Source organism: Gordonia sp. SID5947 (assembly GCF_009862785.1).
Classification (GTDB): Bacteria; Actinomycetota; Actinomycetes; order Mycobacteriales; family Mycobacteriaceae; genus Gordonia.
Window position 1 is genome coordinate 2226717 of sequence record NZ_WWHU01000001.1, and the last position, 17750, is coordinate 2244466.

General features: G+C 65.3%; 12 protein-coding genes and 2 pseudogenes. 8 read left to right on the forward strand and 6 right to left on the reverse strand.

Annotation, left to right across the window (positions count from 1 at the left end):
- Window position 1 precedes the first annotated feature (1 nt).
- Window positions 2-871 (forward strand): LysR family transcriptional regulator, encoded by an 870-nt coding sequence (locus tag GTV32_RS10335; protein WP_161060252.1) that lies wholly within the window; start codon window positions 2-4, stop codon window positions 869-871.
- Between the two features lie 16 nt (window positions 872-887).
- Here GTV32_RS10335 and GTV32_RS10340 read toward each other — a convergent pair whose 3' ends face one another.
- Entirely contained in the window at window positions 888-2117 is a 1230-nt protein-coding gene (locus GTV32_RS10340) for an acetyl-CoA C-acetyltransferase (RefSeq protein ID WP_161062444.1), read from the reverse strand.
- 58 nt (window positions 2118-2175) lie between these two features.
- Window positions 2176-2931, reverse strand: coding sequence for a 3-oxoacyl-ACP reductase FabG (fabG, locus tag GTV32_RS10345; RefSeq protein WP_161060253.1), 756 nt, complete (start codon window positions 2929-2931; stop codon window positions 2176-2178).
- A 119-nt stretch (window positions 2932-3050) separates the two neighbouring features.
- Between fabG and GTV32_RS10350 the strand changes: the two genes are divergently transcribed.
- Window positions 3051-4250 (forward strand): acyl-CoA dehydrogenase family protein, encoded by a 1200-nt coding sequence (locus GTV32_RS10350; RefSeq protein WP_161060254.1) that lies wholly within the window; start codon window positions 3051-3053, stop codon window positions 4248-4250.
- 233 nt (window positions 4251-4483) lie between these two features.
- Here GTV32_RS10350 and GTV32_RS10355 read toward each other — a convergent pair.
- From GTV32_RS10355 to GTV32_RS10365, 3 genes and pseudogenes are all read right to left on the reverse strand, one after another.
- Window positions 4484-6132, reverse strand: a pseudogene (locus tag GTV32_RS10355) (AMP-binding protein).
- Complete coding sequence (locus GTV32_RS10360; RefSeq protein WP_161060255.1) at window positions 6129-6893, reverse strand: SDR family NAD(P)-dependent oxidoreductase; 765 nt, start codon at window positions 6891-6893, stop codon at window positions 6129-6131. Before GTV32_RS10360 ends, GTV32_RS10355 begins: the two are co-directional and overlap by 4 nt.
- Before the next feature lie 46 nt (window positions 6894-6939).
- Window positions 6940-8073, reverse strand: a complete 1134-nt coding sequence (locus GTV32_RS10365) for an acetyl-CoA C-acyltransferase (RefSeq protein WP_161060256.1) — start codon at window positions 8071-8073, stop codon at window positions 6940-6942.
- Between the two features lie 345 nt (window positions 8074-8418).
- Between GTV32_RS10365 and GTV32_RS10370 the strand changes: the two genes are divergently transcribed.
- From GTV32_RS10370 to GTV32_RS10380, 3 genes and pseudogenes are all read left to right on the forward strand, one after another.
- Window positions 8419-9615, forward strand: coding sequence for an acyl-CoA dehydrogenase family protein (locus tag GTV32_RS10370; protein WP_161060257.1), 1197 nt, complete (start codon window positions 8419-8421; stop codon window positions 9613-9615).
- Between the two features lie 11 nt (window positions 9616-9626).
- Window positions 9627-10784: an acyl-CoA dehydrogenase family protein gene (locus GTV32_RS10375; protein ID WP_161060258.1), complete on the forward strand. Its 1158-nt coding sequence runs from the start codon at window positions 9627-9629 to the stop codon at window positions 10782-10784.
- A 58-nt stretch (window positions 10785-10842) separates the two neighbouring features.
- Window positions 10843-12856 (forward strand): annotated as a pseudogene (locus tag GTV32_RS10380) (NAD(+) synthase).
- Between the two features lie 25 nt (window positions 12857-12881).
- Here the strand turns inward: GTV32_RS10380 and GTV32_RS10385 are convergent.
- Window positions 12882-14282: a wax ester/triacylglycerol synthase family O-acyltransferase gene (locus GTV32_RS10385; RefSeq protein WP_161060259.1), complete on the reverse strand. Its 1401-nt coding sequence runs from the start codon at window positions 14280-14282 to the stop codon at window positions 12882-12884.
- 160 nt (window positions 14283-14442) lie between these two features.
- Between GTV32_RS10385 and GTV32_RS10390 the strand changes: the two genes are divergently transcribed.
- From GTV32_RS10390 to GTV32_RS10400, 3 genes are all read left to right on the forward strand, one after another.
- Entirely contained in the window at window positions 14443-15846 is a 1404-nt protein-coding gene (locus GTV32_RS10390) for a glutamate decarboxylase (protein ID WP_161060260.1), read from the forward strand.
- Between the two features lie 43 nt (window positions 15847-15889).
- On the forward strand, window positions 15890-16402 hold the full coding sequence (locus tag GTV32_RS10395) for a nuclear transport factor 2 family protein (protein WP_161060261.1): 513 nt from the start codon (window positions 15890-15892) through the stop codon (window positions 16400-16402).
- Window positions 16403-16684: 282 nt separating this feature from the next.
- Window positions 16685-17677 (forward strand): acyl-ACP desaturase, encoded by a 993-nt coding sequence (locus GTV32_RS10400; protein ID WP_161060262.1) that lies wholly within the window; start codon window positions 16685-16687, stop codon window positions 17675-17677.
- Window positions 17678-17750 lie beyond the last annotated feature (73 nt).

The following is a 17750-nucleotide window of genomic DNA, read 5'->3' on the forward strand; positions in this document are numbered from 1 at the left end:
AATGGAATTACGGCAAGTCGAATACTTCCTCGCGGTGGTCGAACACGAGGGCATCGGAGGCGCCGCCGGCGCTCTCGGTGTCGCTCAACCCACTGTGTCACAAGCCCTTCGCGCACTCGAACGTGAACTCGGCGTGCAGTTGTTCCATCGCATCGGTCGCGGCATGGTCCTCAGCGCCGCCGGCCGCACGATGGTCGGCCCCGCACGCCAGATCGTCCGCGATGTCGACGCGGTCGACGGTCTGCTCTCGGAGTCCGCCGATGAGTTGACGGGCCGGCTCGACATCCTCGCCGCCCCCGCGATGGCCAGCGGACCCATCGTCGAGTTGATCGCACGCTTCCGTTGCGAGTACCCGCGGGTCACCGTACGGTTCGGCGAGCTGCGCGACGAGACGCAGGCGGCCTCGGTGATCGAGGACGGACACTGCGAGTTCGTCGTCGCGCATCTGCCCATCGCCGGCGACGACCTGGAGGTCATCGTCCTGGGCGAGCAGGAATTCCTGCTCGTCTATCCGCCGGGCTCGCAGGTTCCCGACGGCCCGATCCCGTTGGCGGAACTGCCCACGATCCCCATGGTGTTCGTCCCGCGCGGGCACTCGGTCGCCGACGAGATCGAAGAGGCGATCCGCGTGGCCGGTATCCGGCCACCACTCGCAGTCCTGTCGGAACACCGAGAGGAACGTCTGCCGATGGTGCTCGCCGGCATCGGCGGCACCCTGCTGGAGAAGACGATGGCCGAGGCCGCCGCCGACCGCGCCGTCGTGCGCACCGTCGAACCCCGGTTTGTCCGGCCGTTCGCCATCACCTACGACCCTGCGGGGTTGTCGCCCGTCGGGCAGGCGTTCGTCGACCTCATCCGCGCCTCGTCCTGACCCGGGGCCTCCGAGTTCACACGACGCGTTCGAAGATGGCCGCAAGTCCCTGGCCGCCGCCGATGCACATCGTCTCCAGGCCATAACGAGCCTCGCGACGCTGCATCTCCCTGGCCAGCGACGCCAGCATGCGCACGCCGGTGGCTCCGACCGGATGGCCCAACGAGATCCCCGAACCGTGCACGTTGGTGCGATCGAAGCCACCACTGCCCCCGTCGCCGAAGCGGCCGAAACCCCACTCGCGGGTCACCGCAAGCGCTTGAGCGGCGAAGGCCTCGTTCAGCTCGATGAGATCGATGTCGGCGAGAGTCAGGCCCGCCTTGGCCAGGGCCTTCTCGGTCGCGGGCACCGGCCCGATACCCATCGTGCGCGGGGGGACCCCGGCAACCGCCCACGAGACCAGTCGCACCAGCGGGCGCAGACCGTGCTTCTCAGCGACATCGGACGTGGTCACGATGCACATCGCCGCCGCATCGTTCTGGCCGCTGGCATTGCCGGCGGTCACGGTGGCCTCCGGGTCGGTGGCACCCATGATGGGCCGGAGCTTGGCCAGCGCTTCCGCGGAGATATCGGGTCGAGGGTGCTCGTCGGTGTCGATGACCTGCTCACCACCCTTGCCGCTCACCACAACCGGCACGATCTCCTCGGCGAGCACGCCGTCCTTCTGCGCACGCACGGCGCGCATATGCGATTCGACGGCGAGTTCGTCCTGTTCCTCTCGGGAGATCCCGTACTCCTTGCGGAGGTTCTCGGCGGTCTCGATCATGCCACCGGGCACCGGATAGTTCTTACCGCCGGCCGTGGAGCGCGCCCGGACCAGGCTGTCGTGCATGGCGATCCCGGTGCGGGCCCCGCCCCAGCGCATGTCGACGGAGTAGAACGACGCATTGCTCATCGATTCGGTTCCGCCTGCGACGACGACGTCGTTGTCGCCGGCCGCGACCTGGAACGCGGCCTGCACCACAGCCTGGAGTCCGGAGCCACACCGGCGGTCGATGTGCATGCCCCCCACCGTGATCGGGAGGCCCGCATCCAGGGCCACCACCCGCCCGATGGCCGGCGCCTCGCTGTTGCCGTTGCAATGGCCGAGGATCACGTCGTCGACGGCGTCGGTCGCCAGTCCTGTTCGGTCGAGCAGGCCACGCAACGCGGTCACGCCGAGGTCCACGGCGGTGATGTTCTTGAACATGCCGCCGTACCGGCCGATCGGGGTGCGGACGGGTTCACAGACGACAACGTCGCGCAGCACGGTGTCTTTCATTGCAGGCCTTTCACATTCGAGGATGATGGGTGACGGACGGTGCTCACATGAAACGGCCGCCGGTCACCTCGAGGACGGTGCCGGTCATGTATGAGGACATGTCAGAGGCGAGGAACAGCGCGACGGATGCGACCTCACCGACCTCACCGGCACGCTGCATCGGGATCTCGGCCATCTTCTGATCCCACGCCTTCTGCGGCATTGCCTCGGTCATGGCGGAACGGATGAGACCGGGCTGGATCGCGTTGACCCGGACGCCGTGGTGGGCCATCTCCTTGGCGGCGGCCTTGGTCATACCGACGATGCCCGCTTTGGCCGCCGAGTAGTTCGTCTGCCCGACCATGCCGACCTTGCCCGACAACGACGAGATGTTCACGATCGCACCGCGTTTCGCCTCGCGCATGATCGCGGCTGCTTTACGCGTACCGTTCCATGTGCCCTTGAGGTGGACGGCGATGACGAGATCGAAGTCGTCTTCGGTCATCGTGCGCATGGTCGCGTCACGGGTGACGCCGGCATTGTTGACCATGACGTCGAGGGAGCCGAGATCATCGACGGCCACCGCCAGGAGGGCATCCACGTCGGCGGAGTCGGTGACGTCGCACCGCACGGCCCGCGCGACGGTGGCCCCGCCGAGTTCCTCCACCGCTTTCTGGGCAACCTCCTCGTTCAGATCACCGAGCACCACGCGAGCACCGGCGTCGACGAAAGACCGGGCGATCTCCAACCCGATGCCCTGCGCCCCGCCGGTGATGACCGCGGTACGTCCGTCCAAGGAGTGAGGTGCAGAAGTGTCCATGCGTCGGAATCTACCGGCCCGGACATCGAATCTGACCCGGCCGATCCATTCGAAGCAGCTATGTGAGCAGTAGCGAGTTCGTAGTGGACCGTCCCCACCCCGGCGGCCACAGTGGGAGGATGACCAGTGTCATGAACACAGCATCTGCATCTTCTCAGGTGTCCGCCGAGGACTTCGCGGACATCCTCGCCGCGACCCGCGAGTTCGTCCGCGACAAGGTCGTCCCGCGCGAGCAGGAGATCCTGGACGCCGACGCGATCCCCGACGACATCCGCGCCACCGCGAAAGACATGGGCCTGTTCGGCTACGCGATCCCGCAGGAGTGGGGCGGCCTCGGCCTCGACCTGACCCAGGACGTCGAACTCGCCATGGAACTCGGATACACATCGTTGGCCCTTCGATCGATGTTCGGCACCAACAACGGGATCGCGGGGCAGGTGCTGGTCGGCTTCGGCACCGACGAACAAAAGCGCACCTGGCTCGAGAAGATCGCTTCCGGTGCCGTGGTCGCCTCGTTCGCGCTCACCGAGCCCGGCGCCGGATCCGACCCGGCCGGACTGCGCACCAAGGCGGTTCGCGACGGGGCCGACGACGCCGACTGGGTGATCACCGGCGAGAAGCGATTCATCACCAATGCGCCATTGGCAGATCTGTTCGTCGTGTTCGCGCGCACTCGGCCCGCGGACTCCGACGGCACCGGAATCGCGGTGTTCCTGGTCCCCGCCGACACACCGGGGATCACCGTCGGCGCCAAGGACCGCAAGATGGGCCAGGAGGGCGCATGGACCTCGGACGTCCACTTCGACGAGGTCCGCGTGCCTGCCTCCGCGTTGGTCGGCGGCAGCGAGGATGTCGGCTATCGGGCTGCGATGACTTCGCTGGCACGCGGCCGCGTGCACATCGCCGCGCTCTCGGTCGGCACCGCGCAACGCGCACTGGACGAGTCGGTCGCATGGGCCGCCACCGCCACGCAGGGCGGTACGGCGATCGGTGAGTTCCAACTCGTGCAGGCCATGCTCGCCGATCAGCAAGCGGGCGTGATGGCCGGCCGGGCGATGGTACGCGACGCGGCTCGCGCGTGGGTCGACGAGACGGATCGACGGATCGCCCCCTCGGCGGCCAAACTCTTCTGCACCGAGATGGTCGGCAAGGTCGCCGATCTCGCCGTTCAGGTCCACGGCGGGAGCGGGTACATGCGCGACGTCCCGGTGGAGCGGATCTATCGGGACGTCCGGCTGCTGCGCTTGTATGAGGGCACCAGCGAGATCCAGCGGTTGATCATCGGCCGGAATCTCGTCAAGCGCGCGCAGCGGAGCTGATTGCTCAGGCGTGGGTCTCGGTCGGTACCGACAGATGATGCCTTGCACAGGAATTGGTCGGGTACAGCACCGTCGAGCTCGCTGGAGCGCCTGTCGGTGCCGATCGACAGGCTGATCCAGCAGTCCGAGACGACGACAGCCGACCGAGACCGCGATCCGTTCCCAGACAACTCCACAGTGTGAACAAGTCGAGCCGGACACCGCTGGTCGAGTGGGTACCGAACACCACTCGATCAGCGGGCCGTGGGCACGAGCCGCTCCCGCAGCGCCGCCTTCTGAATCTTTCCCGCAGCCGACGTCGGCAGGGATTCCACCACGATGACGTCGCGAATCCTCTTGTACGGCAGCACCTGCTCGGCAACAAAACCACGGAGGAGTTCCTCGTCGATATCGTGGCCGTCCTCGGGCACGACAAAGGCGACTGGCTCCTGCCCGACGCTGCCCGCCTCACGACCGACGACGGCCACGGACGCCACATCTGGATGTGTCACCAGGATCTCCTCGAGCTCACGCGGGTAGACGTTGTAGCCCTTGTAGATCAGCATGTCCTTGGCTCGGTCACAGATGTAGAGGTAGCCGTCGTCGTCGCGGTACGCGATGTCGCCCGTGTCGAGCCAGCCGTCGACGTACTGCGTCGCGGTGATCTCCGGATGATCCAGGTAGCCTGCGGTGACCTGCGGACCGCGAACCCACAGTTCACCCCGTTCGCCTGATGGCAGCACGGTTCTCGGGTCGTCGGCCGAGCGGATCTCCACCGCGGTGTCGAAGGTCGGCAATCCCACACTGCCGAGCCGGTACTCACCGCCGCTCGTCAACGGTGCCGAGGAGACCAGGCAGGTGGCCTCGGTGAGTCCATAACCCTCGACGACCGATCCCGACGGGAACGCCACCTGCAACCGCTGGAGCGTGACGCGGTCGATGGGGGCAGCCCCCGACGAGACCACCCGGACCGATGACAGGTCACGGTTCCCGACGGCGGGATGGGTGGCGAGTGCGTGCCACATGGCGGGACTGCCGGTGAGATAAGTCGCCCGATGACGCTCGATCAACTCGAGCATCTTCGCCGGGTCGAACCGCCCCGACAGTACCTGGGTCGCACCACACAGCAGCAGGAACGACATGTTGATGAGGGCATGCGCGTGGAACAGCGGTGACACCACGACGGTCGCGGCATCGCCGGGAACCACCCCCGGTTCTCTCCGTCGTCGCGCGGTCGTAGCTGGACGTAGCCGTCGTCACCCTCGATCACCTCGTGCCCGGCGCGCCAGCCGATCATCTGGGTGACGTTGCCGATCACGTTGCGGTGCAACACCCGAACACCCTTGGAGACACCGGTGGTGCCGCCGGTGTATGCCAGGTGCGCAACGTCGGCGGGGGTCACCGACGTGGTGGGCGCGGTGGAATGGCCTGCGGTGAACTCCGCGAGCGTCACCACTCCGTCTGGTGGCGGCGGTGCATCGGCTTGTGCAAGTACCACGGCACGAAGCCGAGACCCCTGAGCCGCGTCGAGCAAGCGTCCGAGTTGCTCGGCACCGGTGAACACCGCCACTGCGCCGGTTTCCACCAGTTGCGCCCGCAAACCGGGAACTGGTTGGAGAGGATTGACCAGAGTGACCGTTGCCCCGGCTCGTAGTGACCCGTAATAGGCGAGGACGAACTCGATGCTGTTGGCCAGATGCAGCAGCACCACATCACGGTCGCCCACGCCGGAGTTCCGTAGTGCTGCTGCGACACGAGCTGTTTCGAAGTCGAGTTCGTCGTAGCTCAGTATCCGTTCACCGTCGATCACCGCGGCTCTCGCTCCGTACATCCGTGCCATGCTCGGCGGCACCGCAGCCATCGGGACGTCCGGATAGTGCAGTTCGGTGGACGCCACTCTCATCGCGGCGCCATACGGATGGCACCGTCCAAACGGATCGTCTCGCCGTTGAGATAACTGTTCTCCAGGATCGAGACCGCAAGCTGCCCGAACTCCGACGGCTTTCCCAGCCGAGACGGATTCGGGATGCTGGCGGCAAGCGACTCGCGGACGTCCTCGCGCAGCCGAGCCAGCAATGGCGTGTCCATCGTGCCCGGCGCGATCGTGTTGACCCGGATGAGTTTGCTCGCCAGATCGCGCGCTCCCACGATCGTCATACCGACGATCCCCGCCTTGGAGGCGCTGTAACTGATCTGCCCGATCTGCCCCTCGAATGCGGCCACCGACGCGGTCAGCACGATGCTGCCACGCTCACCATCGAGTTCATCGAGCCGCGCCATTCGTTCGGCACCCAGCGAAAGGGCGTTGAACGAGCCGACAAGGTTCAGCTTGATCACGAACTCGAAATCATCGACAGAGCCCGCCTTGCCCTCCTTGTCCAACAAGCGCAGCCGTCGTCCGGCGCCCGCGCAATGCACCAGCCCTCGCAGGCCGCCGCGCTCGTCTGCTACATCGAGTGCGGCGGCGAACTGTTCACGATCGGTGACGTCGGCGGGGGCAAAGCCGGCCGACGACCCCAGCTGTTCCGCCACGGTCGCCCCGTCCGACGTGGGCAGATCGATGAGGGTGACCTGACCACCGGCGTCGACGATTCGGCTCGCGGTCGCGAGGCCCAATCCGGACGCGCCGCCGGTGATGGCGAACGACTGTCCTTTGAGTTCCATTGTGTTCCTTCAGGTTTGGTTGGGATCTTGATACGCCCGGCGATGCTCAGACGAGTTCGACGATGGTGGCGTTTGCCATCCCGCCTGCTTCGCACATCGACTGCAGGCCGTATCGGATCCCGTTGTCACGCATGTGATGGATCAGTCTGGTCATCAGGATCGCACCTGAACCACCGAGCGGGTGACCGACGGCGATGGCACCACCGAGCGGGTTGATGCGTGCCGGGTCGGCACCGGTCTCGATCTGCCACGCGAGTGGTACCGGGGCGAAGGCCTCGTTGATCTCGAACGCGCCGATGTCGTCGATCGAGAGACCGGAGCGCTTGAGCGCCTTGGCAGTCGCTGCGATCGGCCCGGTGAGCATGATGACCGGATCGTCACCGGCGACCACCGATGTGTGCACCCGCGCGATCGGCGACAAGCCGAGCTCCTTTGCCGTGTCGCTGCCCATCACGAGCAATGCCCCGGAGCCATCGGATATCTGAGAGGCATTGCCCGCGTGGATGACACCGTCTTCTTTGAACGCCGGTTTGAGCGTGCTCATGGACTCGACGGTCCCGCCGCGTCGAATGCCCTCGTCACCCTCGAGAACGCCGGTGAGCGGGGCGAGCTGTCCGTCGAAGGCTCCGTTGTCGGCCGCAGTGGCGGCGAGTTCATGCGAGCGCAGGGAGAACTCGTCGAGGGCGGTGCGGCTCAATGCCCACTTCTCCGCCATCATCTCGGCGCCGACGCCCTGACTGAACCGGTCCACGCCATAGCGGTCGAGCACCGTGGCGGGCTGATTCTCACCGTTCGGTGCGGCACTGCCCATCGGCACACGGCTCATCGACTCGACGCCGCCGGCGACCACCACGTCCTGTTGGCCGGAGATCACCGCCGCAGCGGCCATGGCCAGTGCCTGCTGACTCGACCCGCAGGCTCGGTTGACCGTGGTACCGGGCACCGATTCGGGCCAACCGGCCGCCAGAACGGCGGTCCGAGCGACGTTGCCTGCCTGCTCGGAGGTCTGACTGACGCAGCCCCACACCACGTCATCGATCACCGACGGGTCGATGCCGGTCCGTTCGACGAGAGCTTCGAGCACATGCGCCGACAGCTCGGCGGGGTGGATTCCGGACAGGGCGCCACGACGGCGGCCGATCGGAGCGCGGACGGCGTCGACGATCACTGCATCACGCATTGAACTTCCTTCTACTGATGGTGCATCGGTTTGCTGTGGTGAGGTCATCGGGCCCCATTCGAATCGACCACGACGCCGGTTGGATCACAAGTCGATTCACGCTCACGGTCGGATAGGTCGAACCTATGGCTGCCGCCGGCCGCGTTCGCACCGACGTGACGAGCCCTCGGTTTCACAACGCCGTGACCACGCATCATTGGCTTCCGCTAACGCATCGATAGCCGATCTCGGCGTTCCATCGCGCACCACCGGACGGCATGCTGAGAGGGTTCACCGGTGTGCCGCCATACCGTCGGTCACCGCGACCGCCCGCCTTAGACAAGGCCCGCAGAAGAGAGAGGTCACATGGCCCGCCTCGCGCAGACTCTGGGTTTGACCGAGATCCAGTCCGAGATCGTGGCGAATGTTCGCCGGTTCGTGGACAAGCAGATCATTCCGTGTGCGCAAGAACTCGAGCATGCCGATGCCTATCCGCGCGACATCGTGGACGGGATGGCCGAGATGGGGCTGTTCGGGCTGATGATCCCGCAGGAATACGGGGGTCTCGGCGAATCGCTGTTGACGTATGCGCTGTGTGTCGAAGAACTCGCACGGGGCTGGATGAGTGTGTCTGGGGTGATCAACACCCATTTCATCGTCGCCTACATGGTCCGCCAGCACGGTACCGACGAGCAGAAGCAGCGGTTGTTGCCCCGGATGGCCACCGGCGAGGTGCGCGGTGCGTTCTCGATGTCCGAGCCCGAGCTCGGCTCGGATGTGGCAGCCATCAAGACCACGGCAACCCGCGGTGACGACGGCGACTATTCGATCACCGGGCAGAAGATGTGGCTGACCAACGGTGCCACCTCCACCCTGGTCGCCGCGCTGGTACGGACCGAGGAAGGCGCGGCGAAACCACACAAGAACCTGACCACGTTCTTGATCGAGAAGCCGGCAGGCTTCGGGGAGGTGTTGCCCGGGCTGACGATCCCGAAGAAGCTGGACAAGATGGGCTACAAGGGAATCGACACAACCGAACTCGTCTTCGACGGCTACCGGGCGCCGGCCGCCGACATCCTCGGCGGGGTGCCGGGCAAGGGTTTCGGGCACATGATGGACGGTGTCGAGGTGGGGCGCGTCAATGTGTCGGCCCGTGCCTGCGGGGTCGCGCAACGTGCCTTCGAGTTGGCGGTGCGCTACGCCCAGCAACGCTCCACCTTCGGCAAGCCCATCGCCGAGCATCAGGCGATCGCGTTCTCCCTCGCCGAGATGGCCACAAAGGTCGAGGCCGCGCATCTGATGATGGTCAACGCCGCCCGGTTGAAGGACTCCGGCGACCGCAACGACGTCGGCGCCGGTATGGCCAAATATCTGTGCAGCGAATACTGCGCCGAGGTCACCCAGGCATCGTTCCGCATCCACGGCGGCTACGGCTACTCAACCGAATTCGAGATCGAACGACTCATGCGCGAGGCCCCCTTCCTCCTCATCGGAGAGGGCACCAGCGAGATCCAGAAACAGATCATCAGCAAAGGACTACTCCGCGACTACCGCGAGAAGTGAGGGGAAATACCATGCAGCGCAGCATCTTCACTGAAGACCACGAAGCCTTCCGCAAGACCATCCGCGACTTCATCGCCAAGGAAGTGGTACCGGAGTACCACGAGTGGGATAAGCAGGGACACCCGCCGCGCGAGTTCTACAACCGGCTCGGCGATCTCGGTGTGCTCGGCATCGAGGCACCCGAGGAGTTCGGCGGTGGCGGCGTATCGGACTTCACCTATTCGATGGTGATCTCCGAGGAGACCTCTGCTGCCGGCGTCACCTTCGGGAGCTACTCGGTGCACAGCAACCTCATCCTCCCGTACCTGATGGAGCACGCGACCGACGAGCAGAAGCAGCGTTGGCTCCCCGGGTTCTGCTCCGGCGACATCATGTTCGCGATCGCGATGACCGAGCCGGGCACCGGATCGGATCTCGCGAACATCTCGACCACCGCGAAACTCTCCGAGGACGGCAGCCACTACGTCCTCGACGGCGCCAAGACGTTCATCACCGGTGGTGCGCTCGCCGACCGGATCCTGGTGGTGTGCCGGACGTCGCCGTTCGACACCGAGAACCGTCGCGCCGGGTTGTCGATCCTCGTCGTCGACACCGCATCCGAGGGCTTCGAGGTCGGACGCAAACTCGAGAAGATCGGCCTGAAGGCCTCCGACACCGCCGAATTGTCCTTCAGCTCGGTCAAGGTGCCCGTGGAGGACCGCCTCGGTGACGAGGGTGCGGGCTTCTCCTACCTCACCCACAATCTCGCCCAGGAGCGGCTCACCATCGCCATCGGTGCGTCGGCAACCGCAGCCGCCGCCGTGCAGCACGCGCTCGACTACACCAGGGAACGAGATGTCTTCGGCCGGCCGGTGGCGTCGTTCCAGAACACGAAGTTCGTCCTCGCGGAATGCTCGGCGGAGGTGGAGGCGATCCGGCATCTCGTCGACCGGGCGCTCGAACTGCACAACGCAGGCGAACTCTCGGTGCCGGATGCCGCGCGCGCCAAGCTGTTCGCAACCGAGACGGCCGGACGCGTCATCGACAAATGCCTGCAGCTACACGGCGGATACGGCTACATCGTCGAATACCCGATCGCGCGGCTCTACGCCGACACCCGGGTCTCCCGCATCTACGGCGGCACCAACGAGGTGATGAAGACGATCATCGCGAAGGACCTCGGCCTCTGACCGGCAACGCCCGAAACACGCGGGTTTGATCGTTCGGCCCGCAGGCTAGGCTCGGGGAGTGTCTGTCTACGAGCACGGATTCGCGCGGGTGACCGGGGCGGTTCCAATCGTTTCCATCGCCGACCCGGCGCGCAATGCCGAACGAACGGTCGACGCACTCCGCGCAGCCGCCGACGACGGCGCCGCATTGGTCGTGTTCCCCGAACTCGGGCTGTGTGGTTACAGCATCGACGACCTCGTGCAGCAGGACGCCGTCCTCGACGCGTGCCTCGCCGGACTGAAGACCGTGGTCAACGCGAGCACCGGATTGCGCCCGCTGATCACCGTCGGCCTGCCGCTGGTGGTCGGCGACGGTCTCTACAACTGCGCGGCGGTCGTCCACGACGGCGCGGTCCTGGGCGTCGTGCCCAAGTCGTATCTGCCGAATTACCGGGAGTTCTACGAGCAGCGGTACTTCTCGGCCGCCCGCGACGCGGCCGTCACCACCGCGTCGGTGCTGGGCGCGGAGGTACCGTTCGGCCCGGATCTCATCTTCGAGGCCGACGATCTCCCCGGTTTCGCCGTGCACGTGGAGATCTGCGAGGACGGGTGGGTACCCATCCCCCGAGCACCTGGGCGGCTCTGGCGGGCGCGACCGTACTCGCGAACCTGTCGGGCAGCCCGGTCACCGTCGGGAAGGAGTCCTACCGGAAGTCGCTGTGCACCAGTCATTCCGCGCGATGCGTGGCCGCGCACGTCTATGTCGCCGCGGGATTCGGTGAATCCACCACGGATCTCGGTTGGGACGGCGACGCCTTGATCTCAGAGAACGGCACCCTCCTGGCGCGCAGCGAACAGTTCTCGATGACCGATCAGCGCATCACCGCCGACATCGACCTCGACCGGCTGCGGCAGGAGCGGATGCGGATGATCAGTCTGCGCGATCAGGTGGGCGACTTCGCCGAGGACCTGAAACCGCTTCGCCGCATCCGGTTCCACCTCGGCGCCACGGAGGAGGTCGACGACACACTGCTCCGCGAGGTGGCGCGCTTCCCGTTCGTCCCCGCCGATTCGGCCGATCGCGACTTCCGCTGCCGGGAAGTCGGGAACATCCAGGTACAAGGTCTGGCGGCCCGCCTCCGTGCGACCGGGATCGAGAAGATCGTCATCGGTGTCTCCGGCGGCCTCGACTCGACCCTGGCACTGTTGGTCGCCATCGACACCTTCGACCGTCTCGGCCTGCCACGCGAGAACATCCTCGCGTACACGATGCCCGGATTTGCCACCGGCACCGCGACATTGCGTCGCGCTCACGTACTGATGGATTCGCTCGGAGTCACCGGCACGGAGCTCGACATCCGCCCATCGTGTGAACAGATGCTCGCCGACCTCGGGCACCCATACGCCCGTGGCGAGAAGGTCTACGACATCACCTTCGAGAACGTCCAGGCCGGCGAACGGACCTCACATCTGTTCCGGCTCGCCAATCATCACGGCGCCATCGTGCTCGGTACCGGAGACCTGTCCGAACTGGCACTGGGATGGTGCACCTACGGCGTGGGCGACCAGATGTCGCACTACAACGTGAACTCCTCGGTGCCGAAAACCCTGATCCAGCACCTCATCCGGTGGATGATCATGACCAGTGCATATTCGCAGGAGACCACCGACACGCTGACCGAGATCCTCGACGACGTGATCTCCCCGAGTTGGTCCCGGCAGGTGACGACGGTGCGATCCAGAGCACCGAGGAGACCGTCGGACCCTACGAACTGCACGACTTCTTCTTGTACTACCTGACGCGTTTCGGATATCGCCCCGCGAAGATCGCCTATCTCGCGTCCCAGGCGTGGAGCGACCGGGACCGGGGAGCATGGTCGGACATGATCGTCACCCACCGTCGCAACGAGTACGACAGCGCAACCATCGAGCGATGGCTCGCGGTGTTCCTCAAGAGGTTCATGAGCAATCAGTTCAAGCGCACCGCGATGCCCAACGGCCCGAAGATCGGTTCCGGTGGATCACTGTCGCCCCGCGGGGACTGGCGCTCGCCGTCCGACGCGAGCTCACGGGTCTGGCTCGACAGCCTCTGAGACGACTCCCCGCCCGTCACACAGATCAGTCACACCTCTCGAGCAACTGCTTGAGCTGCTCGTCGAAGGCGCGGGCGATCGCCTGGACATCCGGGGCCTGATCGGTGCAGGCGAGAATGCCGACATTGAGCTGGCCGTCGGCGGAGAAGACCGTGATGTTGAGTCCCAACCCATGGAAGATCGGTCCCAGCGGATACACCGCGGTCACACGTGATCCCAGGAAATAGAGCGGGAAATCGGGACCCGCGACGTTGGATACCAGGACATTGAACACCGGCGGATGCGACAGCGAGAGCCCACGATCGCCGTAGAGCTTCATGACCGTCGACATGGTGGTCCCCGGCGCGAACTGTGCCCACGCACGGAGGATGTTGGCATCGATGTCGGCGTGATGTTCCTTCGACTTCCGCGCCATCTCGGCCGCTTGCTCGACCCGCTCCACCGGGTCGTCGAGATTCGACGGCAACAGTGTGAACATCCCGGTGACCTTGTTGGTGCCATGGGTCACCAAGGTGCTCTCGTCCGCTCCGTGCACCGACACCGGCACCATGGCGACCAGAGGCTGATCGGGGAGCTCGTCGTGCTGTTCGAGGTAACTGCGCATCGCGCCGCCGGTGATGGCGAGCACGACGTCGTTGATCTTGACACCGAAACGGTTCTTGACCCGTTTGACGTCATCGAGCGAGAGCTGGGTGACAGCGAGTGAGCGATGCGGCGTGATCGGCGCATTGAAGCGGGTACGCGGCGCCTGGAACGGAGCCGGCATCGCGGTCTTGGCCCGGGTACGGCGAAACCACTCGATCGGCACTCCGACGGTCTCCGGGAGGAGTCGGGCCATGGCGATCGGGCGCTGGACAAAGTAATTGACCGCTCCGGTCAGCGCCATCGTGGTGCGCGACGACCCGCCGGCGGTCTGCTTCAACTTGTCCGCATCGAGGTCGGGCGCCTCCGGTGTCATGGTGCAGAGTTCGGCGAGCAGATCCGCGCTGGTCACCCCGTCCACCCCGGCATGGTGCATGCGGAGCATCGCGGCGACCTTGCCCTGCGCGAGTCCCTCGATGACCCACAGCTCCCACAACGGCTTGCCACGGTCGAGGGTCTGGCCTGCGAGGTGGGCGCACAATTCGGCCACCTGCTCCTCCCCGCCCGGGGCCGGCACCGCGACACGATGGACGTGACGTTCGATGTCGAAGTCCTCGTCCTCGATCCAGACCGGATGGTCGATGTTCAGGAGCGAATTGTCCAGCTTTCGCCGGAAATTCGGCATCGCGCCGATCCGCCGCTCCAACTCGTCGCGCAGTTTGAGGAAACTGTAGCCACCCGGCATCGTGCTCGGATCGATCTCGATGAGACCGATGACATGCATGAGCTGCGACCTCGTCTCGAGATACAGGAACGACGCATCGAGCCCACTGAGACGTTGCATGCACCCTCACCCCTTGCGTTACTGAGCCGCCGCCGACCTCGCGATCCGCCGACCTCGACATCCTCCATCATGCGCGCACAGGCGAACAGCCCGGGCGCGCTTGCACAATCATGCCCGACGGATGAGCCGATCAGGCAGCGTTTCGGTTTAGGTTGAGCCGATGGAACACCACCTGAAAGTCGATCGCTCTGACGTCGCCGATGTTCCGGTCTCGGCGAACCCGCTGTTCACCCGCCGCGGCGAAGCCACCGAGTTCCCCCGATTCACGCTGCCCGAAACCGAATCGCTGCCCGAGACGGCCTACCAGATCGTCCACGACGAGGCGATGCTCGACGGCAACGCCCGCCAGAACCTCGCCACCTTCGTGGGCACCTGGATGGACGACCACGCCAACCGTCTCTACCTCGAGTCGGCCGACAAGAACATGATCGACAAGGACGAGTATCCACAGACCGCGGCGATCGAGACCCGTTGCTGGACAATGCTCGCAAACCTCTGGAACGCGCCGGACGCCACCAAGGCGATCGGCACGTCGACCATCGGGTCGTCTGAGGCCGCGATGCTGGGCGGACTGGCTCTCAAACGCCGCTGGGCCGAACGCCGCAAAGCCGAGGGCAAGCCGGTCGGCACGCCGAACCTGATCATGTCGTCGGCGGTTCAGGTGTGCTGGGAGAAGTTCTGCAACTTCTTCGAGATCGAGCCACGCTATGTGCCGATCACCGAGGAACATCCCTGCCTCGACGGGCACGACCTCGCGTCGTACGTAGACGAGAACACGATCGGCGTCGTACCGATCATGGGCGTCACCTACACCGGCGCCTACGAACCGGTCGCCGCGATCGCCGCCGCCCTCGACGAGATCCAGGCGAACACCGGTCTCGACATCCCGATCCACGTGGACGCGGCCTCCGGCGGCGCCATCGCGCCGTTCCTGCAGCCCGATCTGGAGTGGGATTTCCGGGTCGACCGGGTCGCATCGATCAACATGTCCGGCCACAAATACGGACTCGTCTATCCCGGCATCGGTTGGGTGGTTTGGCGGGACGCGTCGTTGCTTCCCGAGAGCCTGGTGTTCCGGGTGAGCTACCTCGGCGGTGACATGCCCACATTCGCCATCAACTTCTCCCGGCCGGGCGCCCAGGTGTTGCTGCAGTACTACCAATTTCTCCGACTCGGCTTCCAGGGCTACCGCGCCGTCCAACAGACCTGCCAGGACGTTGCGCTCTATCTGTCGTCGCAGATCGGCGCGATGGACCAGTTCGTCCTGCGCAGCGACGGCAGCGACATCCCAGTCTTCGCCTGGCAGCTCGCCCCCGGACACACCGACAACTGGAATCTCGACCACTTGTCCACCCAGTTGCGCGAACGTGGCTGGCTGGTGCCGGCGTATCCGTTGCCGGACAACCTGGCCGATCAGTGGGTGCAGCGCATCGTGGTCCGCAACGGCCTCTCCCACGACCTGGCCGACCTGTTGATGCGCGACATCCGCAGCTCGGTGGCATATCTGGACAGTCTCGACGGACCGATGCCGACACCGCATGCCACCCACGGCTTCCATCACTGATCGGCGGAATTCTTAGAACAAGTTCTAGTACGCTCATGCCTCGATGAGCACATTCACGCATTCCGAACTCGATGAGGCCTTCGGTCACTTCCAGCGAACCGTCGCCGAGATCGCCGTCACCCGCGACTGGGACCGGTTCGCCGAGCTGTTCACCGACGACGCCGACTACGTCGAGCACGCCCTCGGCACCATGTCCGGCCGCGAGGAGATCCGGGCCTGGATCTGGAAGACGATGACGGCCTTCCCCGGCAGCCACATGACCGGGTTTCCTTCCCTGTGGCATGTGGTGGACGCTCCGACGGGGCGGGTGATCTGCGAGGTCGACAATCCGATGCGCGACCCCGGTGACGGCACACAGATCACCGCAACCAACATCACCATCCTCACCTATGCCGGAAACAATCAGTGGAGCCGGGAAGAGGATGTCTACAACCCGATGGAATTCGGGCAGGCCGCGATGAGATGGTGCGAGAAATCGGCGAAACTGGGTACCCTTGACGACGACGCGGCCCGGTGGATGGAGACCATCGGGGTGATGTTCGCACGGCGTAGATGACGTGGTGGCCTCGGGGAGCTCATGTGACGGCATGTGAGAGGCCTGCGAGTCAGCCGTGAAAACCGCGTCGCACAGGGGAAGGCGTGTGTCGATCAACGATCGTGACCGATGACACGTGAGGTGAACGTAACGGCGCGTGCCCATGGTTACGATTGCGTAGGTACGGACTTGGGCCGGGTCGGCCAGGTGTCGTACCCTGGACCACTGACCATCATGTCAGTCCCGCGCCGAGCTCACCACTGACAGGCATGACATACGGACCACCACCGTTCGGAGGAAAGAATGGCACGCGAGCTGACCCAGCTGGAACTGCTCAAGGAGCTGGCACCGGTCGCCGAGGAGAACGTCAACCGGCACCTCAAGATCGCCAAGAACTGGAACCCGCACGACTACGTGCCCTGGGACGAGGGCAAGAACTTCGCAGCACTCGGTGGGGTGGATTACGACCCCGAGCAGTCGCAGCTCGACGAGGTCGCGAAGGCCGCGATGATCACCAACCTCCTGACGGAGGACAACCTGCCATCCTACCACCGGGTCATCGCCGACAACTTCTCGATGGATTCGGCGTGGGGCCACTGGGTGGGCCGTTGGACCGCCGAGGAGAACCGGCATGGCATCGTCATGCGTGATTACCTCGTGGTGACCCGCGGCGTGGATCCCGTCGCCCTCGAGGAGGCGCGGATGATCCACATGACCAACGGTTATGACCCGATGCTGGCGGCCGCCGGTCGCGTCGACGAACTCCAGGAGCATGCCGACGAACTCGGCATCCTGCACTCCGTCGCCTACGTGACGTTCCAGGAACTCGCGACCCGCGTCAGCCACCGCAACACCGGCAAGGCCTGCAACGACCCGATCGCGGACAAGATGCTCCAGCGCATCGCCGCCGACGAGAACCTGCACATGATCTTCTACCGCAACATCTGCGGCGCGGGTATGGACATCTCCCCCGACCAGACGCTGCGTGCGGTGACCGACATCGTCACCAACTTCCAGATGCCGGGCGCCGGCATGCCGAACTTCCGTCGCCACGGCGTGCTGATGGCCAAGCACGGCATCTACGATCTGCGCCAGCACCTCGAAGAGGTCATCATGCCGGTCCTGCGTAAGTGGAAGGTCTTCGAGCGTGAGGACTTCACCGCCGAAGGCGAGAAGACCCGCGAGGAGCTCGCCGCGTTCCTCGAGCAGCTCGAGAAGGACACCATTCGCTTCGAAGAGATGCGCGATCGGTCGCTTGCTCGCGAAGCCAAGAAGCGGGAGCAGCAGGCATCCTGAGTACCACCACGCTCCGACCGCTCCCGCACGAGCGAGTTCGCGAGCGGCACGACGGACCGGCGTCCACGGATCT